This window comes from Stenotrophomonas sp. G106K1 (assembly GCF_037969685.1).
Taxonomy (GTDB): Bacteria; Pseudomonadota; Gammaproteobacteria; order Xanthomonadales; family Xanthomonadaceae; genus Stenotrophomonas; species Stenotrophomonas lactitubi.
On sequence record NZ_JBBPFR010000007.1, the window covers coordinates 119,887 to 136,823 of the forward strand.

Below are 16,937 nucleotides of genomic sequence, written 5' to 3' on the forward strand. Positions count from 1 at the left end.
CGGCAGGGCCATGCGTGACACGCACGGCGGGCGCCGATCCCCTGCAGCAGGGACGGCGCCAGATGAATACGAGAATCCGGCCATCATAGGTGGGGAATGCGTGCGACGCCATGCACGGGTGCACAGAACGCACGCCCGGGCCATCGGCCATTCAGGCCTGTGAGGTCGCTCCGGGCCACCGTCGGGCACTGGCAAGAGGCTATAATCGGCGGGCAACACGGTGGGAGAAGCAGGTCACCGCTGCCGAAGGCGCAACGCCCGTAATCGCTCAGGCCCGATACCACCCGTAACAGAACTCTGGAGAGACCGGTTCGATCCGGCGCCGAAGGGGCACGAAGCTGCGGTTTTCCGCGCTTTTAAACTCTCAGGCAAAAGGACAGAGGGGCGCCCGCAGACCGCCGACCGGCGGCTTGTGCCCGTGCGTGTGCCCTTTCCTGACGGATCCTTCGCCATGTCCCAGAACACCCCTTCCCTGCGTGAGCTCGAGCACCATTCGGCGTTCGTCGAGCGCCACATCGGCCCCAACGATGCCGAGATCGCGCAGATGCTCGGCGTCATCGGCCACGCATCGCTGGATGCGATGACCGATGCCATCGTCCCGGCCAAGATCAAGTCGCCGGCGCCGCTGGCGTTGCCGGAGTCGATCACCGAAGTGCAGGCGCTGGCGAAGATCCGCGCGATCGCCGACAAGAACACCGTGCTGCGCAGCTTCATCGGCCAGGGCTATTACGGCACCCACACGCCGAACGTGATCCTGCGCAACATCCTGGAAAACCCGGCGTGGTACACCGCCTATACCCCGTACCAGGCGGAAATCTCGCAGGGCCGCATGGAAGCGCTGATCAACTTCCAGACCCTGTGCGCCGACCTGACCGGCATGGAAATCGCCAACGCCTCGCTGCTGGATGAAGCCACCGCCGCCGCTGAAGCGATGACCCTGGCCAAGCGCTCGGCCAAGTCGAAGTCGGACACCTTCTTCGTGCACGATGCCGTGCATCCGCAGACGCTGGAACTGCTGCGCACCCGCGCCGAGCCCATGGGCATCGTGCTGCGCGTGGGCACCCCGGCCGAAGCACTGGAAGCGGAAGCCTTCGGCCTGCTGCTGCAGTACCCGGACACCTTCGGCCTGGTCGGCGACTACAAGGCGCTGGTCGATGCCGTGCACGCGCGCGGCGGCCTGGTGGCCGTGGCCACCGACCTGCTGGCCCTGACCCTGCTGGCCGCCCCTGGCGAATGGGGTGCGGACATCGTGGTCGGCAACAGCCAGCGTTTCGGCGTGCCGTTCGGTTTCGGTGGCCCGCACGCGGCGTTCATGGCCTGCCGTGACGCCTACAAGCGTTCGATGCCGGGCCGCCTGATCGGTGTCTCGATCGACGCGCAGGGCAACCCGGCCTACCGCCTGACCCTGCAGACCCGCGAACAGCACATCCGCCGCGAGAAGGCCACCTCCAACATCTGCACCGCACAGGTGCTGCTGGCGGTGATGGCCTCGATGTACGCCGTCTACCACGGTCCGGAAGGCCTGACCCGCATCGCCCGCCGCACCCATCGCCTGGCCGCCATCCTTGCCAGCGCGCTGCGTACCGCCGGTGTGCAGGTTGGTACCAACTTCTTCGACACCCTGCACGTCACCGGTGTCGACGCCGACGCGATCCATGCCAAGGCCCGTGCTGCCGGCTACAACCTGCGTGCGATCGACAGCAGTTCGGTCGGCATCAGCCTGGACGAGACCACTACCCGCGCCGACATCGTCGCCGTGGGCGCGCTGTTCGGCGTCACCGTTGATGTGGACGCGCTCGATGCCAGCACCGCCGACGCGCTGCCGGCCGGCCTGCTGCGCCAGTCCGCGTTCCTGACCCACCCGGTGTTCAACACCCACCACAGCGAGCACGAGCTGCTGCGCTACCTGCGTTCGCTGGCCGACAAGGACCTGGCGATGGACCGCACGATGATCCCGCTGGGCTCGTGCACCATGAAGCTCAACGCCACCGCCGAAATGATTCCGGTGACCTGGCCGGAGTTCTCGCAGATCCACCCGCTGGTGCCGGCCGAGCAGGCGCTGGGCTACAAGGAACTGATCGATTCGCTGGAAGCGATGCTGGTCGAGTGCACCGGCTACGATGCCGTCAGCCTGCAGCCGAACTCCGGCGCGCAGGGCGAGTACGCCGGCCTGCTGGCGATCCGCGCCTACCACCGCTCGCGCGGCGAAGATCACCGTGACATCTGTCTGATTCCGGATTCGGCGCACGGCACCAATCCGGCCTCGGCACAGATGTGCGGCATGAAGGTCGTGGTCACCAAGACCGATGCCAACGGCAACGTCGACGTCGAGGACATCCGCCTCAACGCCGAGAAGTACAGCGACCGCCTGGCCGCGATCATGATGACCTACCCGTCCACGCACGGCGTGTTCGAGGAAGAGGTGGTGGAGATCTGCGAGATCATCCACAAGCACGGCGGCCAGGTGTACACCGACGGTGCCAACATGAACGCCCTGGTCGGCGTGGCCAAGCCGGGCAAGTGGGGTTCGGACGTTTCGCACCTGAACCTGCACAAGACCTTCTGCATCCCGCACGGCGGCGGCGGCCCGGGTGTTGGCCCATGCGCGGTCAAGTCGCACCTTGCCCCGTTCCTGCCGGGCAAGCTGGGTGACAACGGTCCGGTCGGCATGGTCAGCGCCGCCAGCTTCGGCAGCGCCTCGATCCTGCCGATCAGCTGGATGTACATCGCGATGATGGGCACCGAAGGCCTGCGCAAGGCCACCCAGGTCGCCCAGCTCAACGCCAACTACATCGCCAAGCGCCTGGCCCCGCACTTCAAGACCCTGTACACCGGCCGCAACGGCCTGGTCGCGCACGAATGCATCCTGGACGTGCGTCCGCTGGAGAAGACCAGCGGCATCGGTGCTGAAGACGTGGCCAAGCGCCTGATCGACTTCGGCTTCCATGCCCCGACCCTGAGCTTCCCGGTGGCCGGCACGCTGATGGTCGAGCCGACCGAAAGCGAATCGCTGCACGAGCTGGACCGCTTCATCGACGCGATGATCCAGATCCGCGAAGAGATCACCGCGATCGAAGACGGCCGCCTGGACCGCGAGGACAACCCGCTGAAGAACGCCCCGCACACCGCCACGGCAGTGACCGCCAGCGAATGGACCCACGCCTACCCGCGGGAGCTGGCCGCCTTCCCGCTGCCCAGCCTGAAGCTGCAGAAGTACTGGCCGCCGGTGGCACGCGTGGACAACGTGTACGGCGACAAGAACGTAATGTGCGCCTGCATCCCGGTCGATGCCTACAAGGACGATGAAGTCGAGGCGTAAGCCTTTGCGGCATCGGTAAAAGAACGGCCCGCGCAAGCGGGCCGTTTTCATGAGGGCGTGTGGACCAAGGTCCACACCCACAACACATCCGATCATGGATCCGGCATCTGCCCCAGGCTCAACTGCCACGACACGCCGAAGCGGTCCTGCACCCAGCCGTAGCGGCTGCTGAAATCCTGCTCGCCCACCGGCATCAGCCAGTGCCCGCCGTCACCCAGCACGCGCGCGGCACGTTCGAACGATTCGGCACCCGCACATTCCACGAACAGCGACATCGAGGGCGTGAACGTGAAGTCGTGCACATCCAGACTGTCGAAGCACAGGTAGTGGGTGCCGCCGAGCAGGAAAATGGCCTGGCGGACCTGGCCGGGCACGCCCGCGCCCGCCCCGTCAGGGTGGCGCTGCAGGGCCAGCAGGCGGAATTCGGCGAAGGCTTCGGCGTACAGGGCCAGCGCGGCTTCGGCCTGGCCGGTGAACATCAGGAAGGGGCGGCTGCGCAGCATGCGGTGCTCCCGTTCGTCGGGCCGGTGCGGCCCACGCGATCAGCATCGCACGCGGGATGTATGCCTTCTGTAGAGCCGAGCCCATGCTCGGCTGACGTCTGCCCGAACAGCAGCCGACCGTAGGGTCGGCTGTACAGAATCAGGCCTCGCGCATGCGCCGGGCAATGGCGCTGCTGGCCGCGATGGTCGCCGTCAGCGCCACCATCGACAGGAACTGCAGGCGCGTATGCGCTTCACTCAGCAGCAGGCCGAAGATCAGCGCCAGGATCGCCAGCGCACAGACGGTCAGCCACGGGAAGCCCGCCATGCGGAACGGCAGGCGCGTGCCCAGGCGGTCGGCGCGACGGCGCAGCACCAGCTGCGAGACCAGCGACAACGTCCACACCAGCAGGCAGGTGGAACCGACGATGTTCAGCAGCACCGGCAACACTTTGTCCGGGAACAGCAGTTCCATGATGGTGGCAGCAAAGCCGAACAGGACGCTGGCCAGCACCGCGATCACCGGCACCTGGCGCGGGTCGGTCCAGCCCAGCACGGCCGGTGCTTCGCGGCGTTGCGCCAGCGAATACATCATGCGCGAGGCGCCGTAGAGATTGGCATTGAGCGCCGACAGCAGGGCGATCACCGCGATCAGGGTGATGGCCGTGGCCGCACCCGGAATATTGGCGACATCGAGAACCGCGGCGAACGGCGATTTCAACGCTTCGCTGGTCCACGGCACCACGGCGATGATCACGCTCAGCGAACCGATGTAGAACACCAGGATGCGCCAGGCCACGGTGCGGATGGCACGGGCGATGCTGCGCTCGGGGTCTTCGGTTTCCGCCGCCGCGACGGCCACGATCTCGGTGCCGCCGAAGGCGAACACCACCACCAGCAGTGCCGCACCGATACCGGCCAGGCCCTTGGGTGCGAAGCCACCGTGCTCGGTGAAGTTGCTCAGTCCCGGCGAGGCCACCTGCGGCAGCCAGCCCATCAGCAGTGCCACGCCAACGGCGATGAAGGCCAGGATCGCCGCCACCTTGAGGATGGCGAACCAGAACTCGAATTCGCCGAAGTTCTTCACCCCGAGCAGGTTGATCGCGGTGAAGAACAGCATGAAGGCCAGTGCTGCCATCGGTACCGGCACCACCGGCCAGACCGTGGCCAGCAACCCGGCCGCGCCCACCGCCTCGGCGGCGATGACGATGACCAGCTGCACCCACCACAGCCAGCCCACGGTGGCGCCCGCGGTGGCGCCCATGGCGTCGGCTGCATACACCGAGAACGCGCCGCTGGTCGGCTTGGCGGCGGCCATTTCGCCCAGCGCGTTCATCACGATGATCACCAGCGCGCCGGCCACCAGGTAGGACACCAGCACTGCCGGGCCGGCCGCCTGCACGCCCACGCCGGAGCCGAGGAACAGGCCGGCGCCGATGGCGCTGCCCAGCCCCATCATGATCAGCTGGCGTGGCTTGAGCGAATGGCCGAGGCGGGAGGGCGAAGCGGTCTGATCGGGAGTGGCGGGCATCGGCAGGGCTGGCGGCGGCGACAAGGGCGACACCTTACCGTGTCCTGCCGCCGCGGGGATAGGCACAGCGCAGCAGGGAACTCAGGCCGGTACCGGCTCGCCGACATTGCCACCAATACGGGCGCGGTAGGCGCGCGGCGAGAAACCGGTTTCAGCCTTGAACTTGCGGGTGAACGCGCTCTGGTCGCTGAAACCGCAGGCCTGGCCGATGCAGGCGATGCTCTCGTTGCCATGCAGCAGGTGCATGGCCATCTGGATCCGCAACCGGGTCAGCACCTGCTGCGGCGTCATCTGGAACACCTTGCGGAAGCTGCGCTCCAGCTTGGACAACGAGAATCCGGTGATGTCCAGCAGGGTCTGCATGCGCACATTCTCGGCGTAGTGCGTATTGAGGTGGGCCAGGGCCAGCCGCAGCTGCTCGTACTGGGTACCCAGGCTGTCCTTCTGGCCGAGGTCGCGGGAGATGCCGATCAGCCCTTCGACCTGCCCGTCGACCACCAGCGGGCGCTTGCAGGTCAGGCACCAGCCCGGTTCGCGGTTGGCGAACAGGTGCAGTTCCATCAGGTTCTCGATCACCTCGCCGGACAGCACACGTGCGTCCTGGTCGACATAGTCCGCACTCAGGCCAGTGGGGTAGATCTCGGCCGCCGTGCGCCCGATCACGTCCTTGCGCGCACGCAGGCCCAGCCGTCGCAGCATGGTCTGGTTGACGTAGGTGTAGCGGCCCTGGCGGTCCTTCATGAAGAACAGCACGTCCGGAATGGCGTCGAACAGGGCTTCGATGTCGGCGGGTTCGACTCGCATGCGGCAAGCATACCCGAGCCGCCGATTTGTCTGCGCGTTCACTCCTACAGGACCGTGCATTAACGCCGCCGGCGCCAATGTCTGGGGTCTGCCCCCTATCCGCTCCAGGAGATCCTCCATGGCCGCCAGCAAGCCGACCGGCAAGCGCGCTCCCGCCACCACATCCGCCGACCGTGACAGCCGCGGCCAGGGCGATGAACTGCATCAGTTCGCAGGAGGCGCCCATCCGGTACTGACCAGCAACCAGGGCATCCCGGTCGCCGACAACCAGAATTCCCTGCGCCAGGGGCCGCGTGGACCGACCCTTCTGGAAGACTTCCTGCTGCGCGAGAAGATCACCCACTTCGACCACGAGCGCATTCCCGAGCGCATCGTCCACGCGCGCGGCTCGGCTGCCCATGGCTTCTTCGAACTGACCAAGTCACTGGGCAAGGTGACGCGGGCGAAGATCCTCACCGAGGTCGGGGTGAAGACGCCGGTCTTCACCCGTTTCTCCACCGTCGCCGGCGGCGCCGGCTCGGTCGACACCCCGCGCGACGTGCGCGGCTTCGCGGTGAAGTTCTACACGAAGGAAGGCAACTGGGATCTGGTCGGCAACAACATCCCGGTGTTCTTCATCCAGGACGCGATCAAGTTCCCCGACCTGATCCATGCGGTGAAGATGGAACCGGACCGCGCGTTCCCGCAGGCCGCCAGCGCGCACGACACATTCTGGGATTTCGTCTCGCTGATGCCCGAGTCGATGCACATGATCATGTGGGCGATGAGCGACCGCACGATCCCACGCTCGCTGCGCACCATCGAAGGTTTCGGCATCCACAGCTTCCGTCTGCTGGATGACGAAGGGAACTCCACCTTCGTCAAGTTCCACTGGCGCCCGAAGCTGGGTCTGCAATCCACGATCTGGGACGAGGCGCTGAAACTGCAGGCCGCCGACAATGATTTCCACAGGCGCGACCTGTTCGAGGCGATCCAGCGCGGCGACTTCCCCGAGTGGGAGCTGGCCGTGCAGTTGTTCAGCGAGGAACAGGCCGACGGCTTCCCGTTCGACCACCTGGACCCGACCAAGATCATCCCCGAGTCGCTGGTACCGCTGCAGGTGATCGGACGCATGGTGCTGGACCGCTGGCCGGACAACTTCTTCGCCGAGACCGAGCAGGTTGCGTTCTGCCCGGCCAACGTGCCGCCCGGCATCGACTTCAGCAACGATCCGCTGCTGCAGGGGCGGCTGTTCTCCTATCTGGATACCCAGCTGATCCGCCTCGGCGGGCCGAACTTCAACCAGATCCCGATCAACGCACCGAAGTGCCCGTTCGCCAACCACCAGCGCGATGGCCACATGCAGATGCAGGTGCCGAAGGGACGCGTAGCCTACGATCCCAGCTCGCTGCAGGAAGACAGTCCGCGCGAGACCCCCGCCGGTTTCCGCAGCCATGCCAGCGCCGATGACGGGCGCAAGGGCCGCACCCGTGCGGAGAGCTTTGCCGACCACTACAGCCAGGCACGGATGTTCTTCCGCAGCCTGGAGAAACCGGAGCAGGCGCACCTGGCCTCGGCGCTGGTGTTCGAGCTGTCGAAGGTGGAAACGGAGAAGGTGCGCGTGCGCACCGTCAGCCATCTGCTCAACATCGACGAAGGACTGGCCAAACGCGTGGCCGATGGGCTGGCCCTGCGTACCCTGCCCGACCCGGCACCGACGGCAACCCCCGCGCAGGACCTGCCCGCCGCACCCGAAGTACGCGTGATCGGCCGCAACAAGCCAGTGCTGCAGGGGCGCTGCATCGGCATCCTGTTCGACGAAGGTTCCGATGCGCGAGTGATCGCCAACCTGCGCAAAGCCGTTGAAAAAGCCGGCGCCAGCGTCAAGCTGGTCGCACCGAAAGTCGGTGGCGCCACGCTCAGCGACGGCAAGCTGCAGGCCGCCGATGGACAGCTGGCCGGTACCCCGTCGGTGGTGTTCGATGCGGTGGCCGCGGTGCTGAGTGCCGATGCTGGCAAGGCGTTGGCCAAGGAAGCGGCGGCCGTAGGCTTCGTCAGCGACGCCTGGGCGCATCTCAAAGCGATCGCCAGTGACGAAGGCGCACAGGCCCTGCTGAAAGCAGCACGGGTCGGCAACGATGCAGGCACCGTCGAGGCGGAAGACAGCAAAGCCTTCCTCACCGCTGCCGCCACCCGCCAGTGGGCGCGCGAGCCGAAGCTGCGCCTGCTGGCCTGATCATCCGACAGGAGAACTCCCATGCCCCGTGGTGACAAATCCGCCTATACCGACAAGCAGAAACGCCAGGCCGAGCATATCGAAGCGAGTGAGCGCGAACGCGGTGCCAGCGAAGGCACCGCCGAGCGCATCGCCTGGGCCACCGTGAACAAGCAGGATGGTGGCGGCAAGCGCAGCGGCAGCGCGCGCAGGAGCACGAAGAAGACGGCACCTGCCCGCGCCAGCAGTTAGTCCGCAGTCGGCAGCGCCCTCACCCAACCGGCCACCACGGCGGCGGCCGGTTCGGCACAGGCCTGCAGCAGCAGATGCGGCCCTTCCAGTGCAACGTGCCGCGCATGCGGCAACAGCGCCTGCAGTTCGGCCACACTCGGCGGCCACAGCAACCGGTCCTGACGCGCCTGCAGGCACAGCGTCGGCACCGTGATCTGCGGCAGCAGTGCACGTACGTCCACCCTCAGGGTTGCTGCGGCGCGCTGCCGCAGCGTGGCGGCCGGGATCTGAGCCAACGCATCGCGCAACATCGACAGGTCCTCGCGGGTGCGCCATCGCCCGAGCAGCAGGCGTGCCAGCAACGCTACGGGAGGCATCGGCCAGGCCGGCGACAGCAGTGCCGCGCCGGCTGCCGGCAATGGCACGGGCCGACGTGCGAAGGTAGCGGCCAGTACCACTCCGCGCAGCCCGGGCGGATGCCGCATTGCGAGTTCAACCGCCAACGGGCCTGAGAAGGACTCGGCAAGCAGTACGAATGGTCCGTGTGGCAACCGTGGCCACAGCCCCTCGGCAAGCGTGGCGTAATCCTGGGCTCCCTGTGCAGGCAGTGCGATGGCCTGCGTCGTCAGCCCATGAGCGTGCAGGGCGGACAGGAACGAGGTCGACATCCTGCCGGTGCCATCCAGGCCTGGCAGCATCAGTACGTGCAGCGGCGCGACGTGCAGCGGCGCGACCGACGCGGCATAAACGCCCTGCTTTTCTCCCATGGCACCTCCTTTGCTGGCAAGCATCGCCCGGATCGGCAGGCGACGAAACCTCTTCTTTGGCTCTTCCCTGCTGTGCCGGTCAAGGTTGCGCGATACTGCCGGCTTCGCCGCAGGATGCGACTACCCGGGAGAGCTGTTGATGCGATGGACCGACGCACTGGCCATGATGGCCCTGATGCTGCCACTGACCACCTTTGCCAGCGATGGCTGGATAAATGGCGACGGCAAGGCGGTGCCGCAGACCGATGCCATGAAATCCAGGGATGGCTTTGCGGCATCGCTGCTGGTCACCTCCGACGCCGATTGGCGGGCCAAGTGGGAAACCCCAGCGGATACCACGCCGAACTTCACCGAGGCCAGCGACGTGCAGCTGGGCGGAGAGTTGTTCGTGCTGACGTTCCTGTCCAACCCGCAACTGGGCGAGGATGGCGCAGCCAAGGTCCACTGCGACGTGCGCATGCTGCGCCCGAACGGCAGCACCAGCGCGGATGAGCGCGATGTTCCCTGCTTCACCGCCCGTCTGCCGGGTCCACCCACCTTGTTGTACATGACCAACGTGCAGCTGAAATTCGTCGCCGAGCCCGGCGATCCGAAAGGCACGTGGACCGCGCAGGTGGTGGTCAAGGATCTGCTGCGGAATGTGAGCCTGCCGCTGCAGGCCCGCTTCGAGGTCCGTTGAAAGGAGGCCTGCGGATGAAGATGCGACGATTGTTCAGCTGGACCGGCCTTGCGCTGTGCGTGGCCTACCTGCTGTTTACCGCGTGGCTGGTTCACGGCGCACAGTCGGATGCGGACCCGAAGGGTACCTACATCCTGATGGCGCTGCCCATCACCTTGCAGTCTGCCGCGCTTGATGCCATCGGCGCAGGCGGCCTGCTGTACGGCAAGCCCTGGTCGACCGCGTATGCGGTGCTGGTTCCGCCAACGCTGCTGTTGCTGTACGCGGCCGGTTGGTTGATCGAACGCTCGGCGCGCGGGCGCTAACGGCACTCAACCGTTGCGTGCATCGACGCCCTGCATGCGGGTCATCGCATGCAGGGCGCCCTCCAACATCGCGCTGCCGTTGGCTTACGCCGCGCGTGCAGGCACGATGGGCATGCGCGCCCCCTGCTCCAGCTGGAACACCGACACCGACGTCGTCAGTGCATGTGCCTGCTCTTCCAGCGCGCGGCTGGCAGCGGTGGCTTCTTCCACCAGGGCCGCGTTCTGCTGGGTCACCTGGTCCATCTGCACCACCACCTGGTTGACCTGCTCGATGCCGGCAGCCTGTTCCTTGCTGGCGGCGGCGATGTCGCTCATCAGCAGGGTGGTACGCGAGCTGGCCTGGGCCACGCGCGCAATCGCGGCTTCGGACTGCACGGTCACCGCAAGGCCGCTCTGCACCTTGGCGGCGGCGTCCTCGATCAGTTCCTTGATCTCCTTGGCGGCCACACCCGCCCGCTGGGCCAGCGTACGCACCTCACTGGCGACCACCGCGAAGCCGCGGCCCTGTTCACCGGCGCGCGCCGCTTCCACCGCGGCATTCAACGCCAGGATATTGGTCTGGAAGGCGATGCCATCGATCACCGTGGAGATCTCCGAGATGCGCGCGGAAGACTGATCGATCTCGCCCATTACCCTGGCCATCTGCGCCATGGCCTGCTCGGTCTCGCGCACGGCAACGCCGGCCGCGTGCGCTTCGCTGTCGGCTTGGCGGGCCAGCTCGGCGTTCTGGCGCACGGTCGAGGTCAGCTCTTCCATCGAGGCGGCAGCCTCTTCCAGATTCGCGGCCTGTTGTTCGGTACGGCGCGACAGATCGTTGTTGCCGGCGGCCAGTTCCTGCGCCGCGTTGTTGATGCTGTCGGCGGCCACCTGGATGCCATGCACGATGCCGGTCAGCTGCGTGGTGGTGGTGTTGGCGTCGTCACGCATGCGCGCGAAAACACCTTCGTACTCACCGTCCATGCGCGCAGTGAGGTTGCCATGCGAGATGGCGCGCAGCACGTCGGAGACATCGGCGATGCTGGCCTGCGAACTGGCCATCATGCCGTTGAGGTGGTTCACCATCGCCTGGAACTGATACTGGAATGCCGCGGCGTCGCCACGCATGCTGAAATCGCCGGCACGCGCAGCACGGGCCAGTTCATCGATCTGCGCGTTGATCGCCATCAGGCTCTGCTTGACCGCCGCCAGGGTGCGGGTCAGCGTGCCCTTCTCGCCCGGATACTCGGGCAGATCGCGGGTGAGATCGCCGATCGCATAGCGCTGCATCACCTCGGCCATCAGCAGCTGCACCTGCACGTGCGACTCGACCAGATGGTTGGTGGCCTGCACCATGCGACCAAAGTCGCCGGGGAACGCACTGGCATCCATCCGGTAACGGATCGCACCGGCTTCATGCTGTTCGGCCATCTGCAGCTGCGCGCCGATCGCCGCCTGCACACTCTGGCGCACGCTGGCCATGGCCTCGCCAAGCTGGGTCAGCTCGTCACGCCCGCCAAGACGGAATTCCTGGTCCAGTTCGCCCTTGGACAGGCGTTCGGCCAACTGCACCGCACGCGCCAGCGGGCCGGTCATGCTGCGGCCGATCAACACCGATGCGGCGATGCCGACCAGCAGGGCCACGCCGCCCAGCGCCAGCAGCTGCAGCAGGCTGCGCTCGCCCAGGTGGATCGCCTCGGCAGCCGCCTCGCGGCTTTCCTTTTCTTCATAGGCCACGCCATCGGCCAGGGCCTTGTTCCAGCCATTGGCCGCTTCCTGCACCGGGCCCAGGGTCAGCGCCACGGCAGCGGGGAAATCGCCCTGCTCCATCAGCTCACTGGTCTGCTTGTTGAGCGGACGGGCGAGCGCGCGCTTGGCGGCGATGGTCTCGCCGATCGCCTTGCCTTCGGCATCGCCGGGAAGGGCCTGGTAGGCAGTCCAACTGGCCTCGTAGCGCTTGACCAGAGCGGCGATGCGCTGCTCGTCGTGGGCACGGTCTTCGCCCTGGCGGATCAGCATCTCGCGGCGCACGACCATCATCTGGTTGTTGGCATCGAGCATCTCCGACAGCAGCCGTACCTTGGCTACACCAACCTCGACCACCTGCTCCATCGCGCGCTTCTGCACGGTGGTGGCGGTAGCGCCGGTGGCGACCACGGCGGCAACCAGCAGCAACAACAGGCCAAAGCCAAGCCCAAGACGCCAGGCAACCCTGACGTTCCTCAAGTAGTTCATGGGGTGAATCCAAAACGGGGGGGATGCGCCCATATCGGCCTGCCGACCGGGAATCTTGATCGCCCCAAGCTCGCCTGCGTCGGAAGCCGTTCACCTTGGTGAGGCGCCGCCCTCCCCTTCTGCGGAGGGTCTTTGGAGCAGCGATACGCCCCAGCTGCTCATGCCGGCATCAGTTCCTTTTCACGGCAGCTACGCAGCGTTTGCAGGCAGGGTGAGGGCGTTACCTGCTTGGAGACGCCCATGCCCGTATGCCGCCCCGCCCTGCTTGCGCTGTCGCTGCTGATCTCGCCCGCCTTCGCGCAGACCCCGCCACCAGCCGGCCTGCCCGCGCCGATTGCCGAAGAAGCCGGCCCTGACACGGCGGCACGCTCGCCCCTGCATGCACAGGTGCTGCTGGATCGCGCGAATTTCTCCCCGGGCGAGATCGATGGCGAAGTGGGCAGCAACCAGCGGCGCGCGGTGTCCGGCTTCCAGGCCGCCCACGGGCTGACGGTCAGCGGTGAACTGGACGACGCCACCTGGAAGACTCTGCAGGCCGATTCGGTTGGTCCGCTGGCAAGCTACACGCTGACCGCCGAAGACGTGGCCGGTCCCTTTGTCGCCATCCCGAAGAAGCCGGCCGAACAGGCCAAACTGAAATCCCTTGGCTTCAGTAGTGTCGAAGAATCACTGGGCGAACGTTTCCACGCCACCCCGGAGCTGCTGAAGACACTCAATCCCGGTGTGGATCTGAGCAAGGCCGGCACTCGCATCCAGGTGCCCAACATTGCGCCTGCCGCTTTGCCCAAGGCCGCCAAGCTGGTGGTCGACAAATCCGACTCCACCCTCCAACTGCTGGACGCGCAGGGCAAGGTGATCGCGCAGGTACCGGTGTCGTCGGGCAGCGAGCATGACCCGCTGCCAATCGGCGAGTGGAAGATCCTCGGCGTCTACCCGGACCCGCCATTCCACTACAACCCGAAACTGTTCTGGGACGCGAAGAAGGGCGATCGCAAGGCCACGATTCCGCCCGGCCCGAACAATCCGGTCGGCCGGGTCTGGATCGACCTGTCCAAGCCGCATTACGGCCTGCACGGCACGCCGGTGCCCGGCCACGTCGGCAAGACCGAATCGCATGGCTGCGTGCGCATGACCAACTGGGATGCACTGCGCGTGGCCGCGGCGGTGGATACGTCGGTAGTCGTAGTGATGCAGGAGTAAGCCGATGCGACTTGTGCAACTGATCGTGCTGGGGCTGGTGATGGGCGTGGCCGCCGGGTGGTGGCTGCAGCGCGATGGCGAGCCGTCCGATGGCGCGGCTGTCCACCCTTCTGCAGTGGTTGCGGCGGACCACGCACCTGCCGTACCCGCGGAGCAGGCGGCGACGGCAACCGCTGCGCCCGCCCCAGCCGCAGCGGCCGCCCCCCTCCCGGGCCTGCTGCTGCCGGTACAGGGTATTGCGCTGTCGCAACTGCGCGACACCTTCACCGACGCACGCAGCGAAGGCCGCGTGCACGATGCGATCGACATCATGGCCACTGCCGGCACGCCGGTGCTGGCGGTGGCCGATGGCCATGTCGAGAAGCTGTTCGACAGCAAACGCGGTGGCCTGACGATCTACCAGTTCGAACCCAGCGGCCGCTGGTGCTACTACTACGCGCACCTGCAGCGCTACGCCGACGGCCTGGCCGAGAAGCAGACCATCAAGCGCGGCGATGTGATCGGCTACGTCGGCAGCACCGGCAACGCCAACCCCGAGGCGCCACACCTGCATTTCGAGATGCACGTGCTGGGGCCGGAGAAGCAATGGTGGAAGGGCGAGTCGATCAATCCCTATCCATTGCTGAAAAAAGGGGATGGAGGGGATTAAGCCGCAACCCGCACGGTTTGTTCGGGGCGTCTATACAGCGCGTGGCCCCTTCCTGCGCAGCGCGATGGTGAAGATCACCAGTACGATACCTGGAATCAGCAGCAACAGCGCCACCAGTTTCCAGAAGAAGAATGGCCACAGCCAAATGTAGTCCAGGTCGGTCAGCTTCAGGAGATCCAGCGGCGGTTGCAGCTCGACGGTTGCCGGCCTGCCGGCCAGCGCCGGCTCCACCTCCAGCACGGTTACCCGCAGCCAGGATCGGCCACAGGGCAATGCGTCACCGCGGCCATAGCCGAAGTACGCGGCGATGAAACCCGCCGTTTCAACGATTTCCACTCTGCGCACGACATCCGTCGCGGGCGGGCCTGATCGCACGCTTGCACGGAAGTCCGCATGCTCGTTGGGGGTTTCGACACGCATCAGCACGTCGGGGTCGGGTGTCGGGTCGGCGGCGTTGGGCGGGTAGCGCAGCCGCAACCGCAGGCGATCATCAATGAAGCGGTAGACCGCGATCTCCGCGCTCGCACCGGGGCTCAGCACCAGCGGCAGGGTCTGCGTGCGTGACGCCAGGTGGTTGGCCACAGCGCCCACCGCCAACACCACACAGGCGATTGCCCACAGGCCCCAGAACACCCACAGGGTGATCCGCAGCACCCGCGTCCCTTTCGCGCTGACATCGCCGGTCATCGGTCCGCTTTCCTGCTGGCACTGCGTACACACTAACGAAAAAGCCCCGCTTTCGCGGGGCATTTTCTTCACGCTACCAGGCAGTCGCTCAGGCGAACGGATCCTGCAGGACCATGGTGTGGTCGCGGTCCGGGCCGGTGGAGACGATGCTGATCGGGCAGCCGGCCAGCTCTTCCAGCGAACGCAGGTAGGCACGTGCGGCCGGCGGCAGGTCGTCCCAATTGGTGATGCCGTGGGTGTTCTCGGTCCAGCCCGGGAACTCCAGGTACACCGGGGTGCACTCTTCCCAGCCCTGCGCGTCCAGCGGCGCGTACTCGGTGCGCTTGCCGTTGTATTCGTAGGCGATGCAGACCTTCAGCTTTTCCATGCCGTCCAGCACGTCCAGCTTGGTGATGCACAGGCCGCTGATGCCGTTGATGGCCACGGCGCGCTTGAGGGCGACGATGTCCATCCAGCCGCAACGACGTGGGCGGCCGGTCGAGGCACCGTATTCGGCGCCGCGGTCACGGATGCCCTGGCCGATTTCATCGTCCAGCTCGGTCGGGAACGGGCCACCGCCAACGCGGGTCGCGTAGGCCTTGGCGATGCCCAGCACGTAGTCGATCGCGTCGGCGCCGACGCCGGCACCGGCCAGCGCACCACCGACAGTGGTGTTGGAGCTGGTGACGTACGGGTAGGTACCGTGGTCGATGTCCAGCAGCGCGCCCTGCGCACCTTCGAACAGCACGCGCTTACCCTGCTTGCGCAGGTCATGCAGGATGCCGGCAACGTCGGACTTCATCGGCTGCACGTATTCGCCGAAGGCCAGTGCTTCGTCGAAGGTCTTCTGGAAATCGACCGCGTCGGTGTTCAGGTACTTGGTCAGCACGAAGTTGTGGTAGTCCAGCGCGGTGCGCAGGAGTTCTTCCAGCTGCTTGGGGTAATGCAGGTCGGCGATGCGGATGCCGCGACGCGCCACCTTGTCTTCGTAGGCCGGGCCGATGCCACGGCCGGTGGTGCCGATCGCCTTGCCGCCGGCAGCGCGTTCGCGCGCCTGGTCCAGGGCGATGTGGTACGGCATGATCAGCGGCGCGGCCGGGGAGATCTTCAGGCGCGAACGCACTTCCACGCCGGAGGTTTCCAGCTCGGCGATTTCCTTCTGCAGCGCAGCCGGCGAGATCACCACGCCGTTGCCGATCAGGCACAGCGCATCGTCACGCAGGATGCCCGACGGGATCAGGTGCAGGACGGTCTTCTTGCCGTTGATGACCAAGGTGTGGCCGGCATTGTGGCCGCCCTGGAAGCGCACGACCGCGCCGATTTCCTCAGTGAGCAGATCGACGATCTTGCCCTTGCCTTCATCGCCCCACTGGGCACCAAGCACTACGACAGACTGACCCATGACGGGTTCCTCTATTTGTTGCGGCCATCGGGGCCGCGGACGGGTAAACCGCAGCGGGGCTGGCCAGCGCTTGGGTGGCGGCTCCAAACGGGGAGCGGCCGGCGATGGAAGGCCCAGACACGGAAAAAGCCGAACGGGGAGGCCCGTCCGGCTTTTGTGCATTATCCGGGTTTCCGGGGTCTGGTGCCACCTTTCCGACGGGCGGCTTCACCAGCCGGTCAGCCGCCCGTCTGGACGTCCGGAACGGGGTCAGATCCCTCTCCTGCGGAAAGGGTACTGACCCCTGCTAATGCCGCACCCACCACAGCAGGCTCAACCCGGCCAGCAGGACCAGGCCACCAAAGCTGCGCAGGGCCGGGCTGGGCAGGTCCAGCAGGCGTTCGGCCATGCGCTTCCAGGCCACGGGGGCCGCGAACAGCAACAGGCCTTCCAGCACCGCGACCAGGCAGACGGCGGCGAACAGATCTTTCATGGGGGAACTCCGGAAAAGCACGGGG

The 16,937-nt window shown here is 66.4% G+C and carries 15 protein-coding genes and 1 riboswitch; of the genes, 7 read left to right on the forward strand and 8 right to left on the reverse strand.

The features are described from left to right. Positions 1–287 precede the first annotated feature (287 nt). Positions 288–390, forward strand: a riboswitch (glycine riboswitch). A gap of 61 nt (positions 391–451) precedes the next feature. Continuing rightward, complete coding sequence (gene gcvP, locus WKB25_RS09185; RefSeq protein WP_340570080.1) at positions 452–3,319, forward strand: aminomethyl-transferring glycine dehydrogenase; 2,868 nt, start codon at positions 452–454, stop codon at positions 3,317–3,319. 92 nt (positions 3,320–3,411) lie between these two features. Here gcvP and WKB25_RS09190 read toward each other — a convergent pair whose 3' ends face one another. The 3 genes from WKB25_RS09190 to WKB25_RS09200 form a co-directional block, all read right to left on the reverse strand. Further along, positions 3,412–3,822, reverse strand: a complete 411-nt coding sequence (locus WKB25_RS09190; RefSeq protein WP_340570081.1) for a VOC family protein — start codon at positions 3,820–3,822, stop codon at positions 3,412–3,414. Positions 3,823–3,961: 139 nt separating this feature from the next. Then, positions 3,962–5,332, reverse strand: a complete 1,371-nt coding sequence (locus tag WKB25_RS09195; protein WP_306669828.1) for an amino acid permease — start codon at positions 5,330–5,332, stop codon at positions 3,962–3,964. Positions 5,333–5,413: 81 nt separating this feature from the next. Next, positions 5,414–6,136, reverse strand: a complete 723-nt coding sequence (locus WKB25_RS09200; RefSeq protein ID WP_099818914.1) for an AraC family transcriptional regulator — start codon at positions 6,134–6,136, stop codon at positions 5,414–5,416. 118 nt (positions 6,137–6,254) lie between these two features. On the opposite strand from WKB25_RS09200, the gene WKB25_RS09205 reads away from it, so the two are divergent. Beyond that, on the forward strand, positions 6,255–8,351 hold the full coding sequence (locus tag WKB25_RS09205; protein WP_340570083.1) for a catalase: 2,097 nt from the start codon (positions 6,255–6,257) through the stop codon (positions 8,349–8,351). 21 nt (positions 8,352–8,372) lie between these two features. Then, the gene (locus tag WKB25_RS09210; RefSeq protein WP_340570138.1) at positions 8,373–8,582 is read left to right on the forward strand and encodes a hypothetical protein; all 210 of its coding nucleotides are present in this window, start codon (positions 8,373–8,375) and stop codon (positions 8,580–8,582) included. Here WKB25_RS09210 and WKB25_RS09215 read toward each other — a convergent pair. After that, positions 8,579–9,328 (reverse strand): alpha/beta hydrolase, encoded by a 750-nt coding sequence (locus WKB25_RS09215; RefSeq protein ID WP_340570084.1) that lies wholly within the window; start codon positions 9,326–9,328, stop codon positions 8,579–8,581. The two genes, WKB25_RS09210 and WKB25_RS09215, sit on opposite strands and share 4 nt — an antisense overlap. 139 nt (positions 9,329–9,467) lie before the next feature. Between WKB25_RS09215 and WKB25_RS09220 the strand changes: the two genes are divergently transcribed. After that, positions 9,468–10,007: a hypothetical protein gene (locus tag WKB25_RS09220; RefSeq protein WP_340570085.1), complete on the forward strand. Its 540-nt coding sequence runs from the start codon at positions 9,468–9,470 to the stop codon at positions 10,005–10,007. 14 nt (positions 10,008–10,021) lie between these two features. Next, positions 10,022–10,312: a hypothetical protein gene (locus WKB25_RS09225; protein WP_340570086.1), complete on the forward strand. Its 291-nt coding sequence runs from the start codon at positions 10,022–10,024 to the stop codon at positions 10,310–10,312. Between the two features lie 84 nt (positions 10,313–10,396). On the opposite strand, the gene WKB25_RS09230 is transcribed toward WKB25_RS09225, so the two are convergent. Beyond that, complete coding sequence (locus tag WKB25_RS09230; protein WP_340570088.1) at positions 10,397–12,523, reverse strand: methyl-accepting chemotaxis protein; 2,127 nt, start codon at positions 12,521–12,523, stop codon at positions 10,397–10,399. A gap of 240 nt (positions 12,524–12,763) precedes the next feature. On the opposite strand from WKB25_RS09230, the gene WKB25_RS09235 reads away from it, so the two are divergent. Together WKB25_RS09235 and WKB25_RS09240 are read left to right on the forward strand one after the other, a co-directional pair. Continuing rightward, positions 12,764–13,723, forward strand: a complete 960-nt coding sequence (locus tag WKB25_RS09235; RefSeq protein ID WP_340570090.1) for a L,D-transpeptidase family protein — start codon at positions 12,764–12,766, stop codon at positions 13,721–13,723. A gap of 4 nt (positions 13,724–13,727) precedes the next feature. Next, entirely contained in the window at positions 13,728–14,372 is a 645-nt protein-coding gene (locus WKB25_RS09240) for a M23 family metallopeptidase (protein ID WP_340570092.1), read from the forward strand. 30 nt (positions 14,373–14,402) lie between these two features. Here WKB25_RS09240 and WKB25_RS09245 read toward each other — a convergent pair whose 3' ends face one another. The 3 genes from WKB25_RS09245 to WKB25_RS09255 form a co-directional block, all read right to left on the reverse strand. Next, on the reverse strand, positions 14,403–15,059 hold the full coding sequence (locus tag WKB25_RS09245) for a hypothetical protein (RefSeq protein ID WP_340570135.1): 657 nt from the start codon (positions 15,057–15,059) through the stop codon (positions 14,403–14,405). A gap of 88 nt (positions 15,060–15,147) precedes the next feature. Next, a complete protein-coding gene (locus WKB25_RS09250; RefSeq protein ID WP_025877044.1) occupies positions 15,148–16,440 on the reverse strand; it encodes an adenylosuccinate synthase in 1,293 nt (430 codons plus the stop codon). Positions 16,441–16,726: 286 nt separating this feature from the next. Next, on the reverse strand, positions 16,727–16,912 hold the full coding sequence (locus tag WKB25_RS09255) for a DUF2065 family protein (protein ID WP_089236459.1): 186 nt from the start codon (positions 16,910–16,912) through the stop codon (positions 16,727–16,729). Positions 16,913–16,937 lie beyond the last annotated feature (25 nt).

Excerpts from the sequence above, each read along its gene's own strand:
- WKB25_RS09215 (WP_340570084.1), bottom strand. The coding sequence starts at position 9,328 with ATGGGAGAAAAGCAGGGCGTTTATGCCGCGTCGGTCGCGCCGCTGCAC.
- gcvP (WP_340570080.1), top strand. The coding sequence starts at position 452 with ATGTCCCAGAACACCCCTTCCCTGCGTGAGCTCGAGCACCATTCGGCG.
- WKB25_RS09195 (WP_306669828.1), bottom strand. The coding sequence starts at position 5,332 with ATGCCCGCCACTCCCGATCAGACCGCTTCGCCCTCCCGCCTCGGCCAT.
- WKB25_RS09200 (WP_099818914.1), bottom strand. The coding sequence starts at position 6,136 with ATGCGAGTCGAACCCGCCGACATCGAAGCCCTGTTCGACGCCATTCCG.
- WKB25_RS09210 (WP_340570138.1), top strand. The coding sequence starts at position 8,373 with ATGCCCCGTGGTGACAAATCCGCCTATACCGACAAGCAGAAACGCCAG.
- WKB25_RS09230 (WP_340570088.1), bottom strand. The coding sequence starts at position 12,523 with ATGAACTACTTGAGGAACGTCAGGGTTGCCTGGCGTCTTGGGCTTGGC.
- WKB25_RS09225 (WP_340570086.1), top strand. The coding sequence starts at position 10,022 with ATGAAGATGCGACGATTGTTCAGCTGGACCGGCCTTGCGCTGTGCGTG.
- WKB25_RS09235 (WP_340570090.1), top strand. The coding sequence starts at position 12,764 with ATGCCCGTATGCCGCCCCGCCCTGCTTGCGCTGTCGCTGCTGATCTCG.
- WKB25_RS09245 (WP_340570135.1), bottom strand. The coding sequence starts at position 15,059 with ATGACCGGCGATGTCAGCGCGAAAGGGACGCGGGTGCTGCGGATCACC.
- WKB25_RS09255 (WP_089236459.1), bottom strand. The coding sequence starts at position 16,912 with ATGAAAGATCTGTTCGCCGCCGTCTGCCTGGTCGCGGTGCTGGAAGGC.
- WKB25_RS09250 (WP_025877044.1), bottom strand. The coding sequence starts at position 16,440 with ATGGGTCAGTCTGTCGTAGTGCTTGGTGCCCAGTGGGGCGATGAAGGC.
- WKB25_RS09190 (WP_340570081.1), bottom strand. The coding sequence starts at position 3,822 with ATGCTGCGCAGCCGCCCCTTCCTGATGTTCACCGGCCAGGCCGAAGCC.
- WKB25_RS09220 (WP_340570085.1), top strand. The coding sequence starts at position 9,468 with ATGCGATGGACCGACGCACTGGCCATGATGGCCCTGATGCTGCCACTG.
- WKB25_RS09240 (WP_340570092.1), top strand. The coding sequence starts at position 13,728 with ATGCGACTTGTGCAACTGATCGTGCTGGGGCTGGTGATGGGCGTGGCC.
- WKB25_RS09205 (WP_340570083.1), top strand. The coding sequence starts at position 6,255 with ATGGCCGCCAGCAAGCCGACCGGCAAGCGCGCTCCCGCCACCACATCC.